The sequence below is a fragment of the Paraburkholderia fungorum genome, from assembly GCF_902833645.1.
In the GTDB taxonomy this organism is placed as follows: domain Bacteria; phylum Pseudomonadota; class Gammaproteobacteria; order Burkholderiales; family Burkholderiaceae; genus Paraburkholderia; species Paraburkholderia fungorum.
Genome location: NZ_CADFGE010000025.1, coordinates 1 through 635, shown reverse-complemented (window position 1 = coordinate 635; position 635 = coordinate 1). Strand labels below are relative to the sequence as shown.

Genomic DNA, 635 nt, shown 5'->3' with positions numbered 1-635 from the left:
CCCCTGCTGCACAGCTTCATCGATCAACTGCATGGCTTCATCGCGATCCGGGTTGCTGATCAGTCTTCCTCTTCCTTGCCCCAGATCGCGTCGGCTTTTTTTCGCAGGTTCAGCAACGCCGCCGCCTCCGCACGGGCCGCATCAGCGCGTTTGAGCTGACGCTCCAGTTCGCGGATGCGTTTTTGCGCCGCCTTCGCTTCATTGCGCTGCGCCGCCGTCAGCTTCGGCTCAGGCGCGCCGTTGGCCTGCTCACATGCCTCGCGCCACTGCCGGATCTGCTCCGGATAAATGCCCTTGCTGCGACAGTACTGTGAAGTCTCGATCTCGCTTAGCGACGCCGTCTCCAGCACCACCCTGAACTTGTCAGCGCTCGACCACTGATCGCCTGTTTTGCCATTGCCCGGCATGAATTGCCCCGCCTGTCTTGCGTTCTGCCGCCAGGCGCGTAGCGTCACCGTCGTGATGCCCGTCGCTCCAGCCAGCTCGATGACCGCACGATTGAACGGCGGCATCATCTGTTTGACTACCCATTCCCGCGTTTGCGCTGAATAACGTTTCATCTTCCATTCGCTGTCCGCCCCCCATCTTTACATCAATCGGTTCGGGTGAGGCGACAACTAGCCTGACATGGGGGG

At 60.8% G+C, this 635-nt stretch carries 1 pseudogene; it reads right to left on the bottom strand.

The window, feature by feature from the left end:
* Positions 1 to 560 (bottom strand): annotated as a pseudogene (locus tag HWX91_RS41025) (transposase); the annotation flags it as partial.
* Positions 561 to 635: the final 75 nt, after the last annotated feature.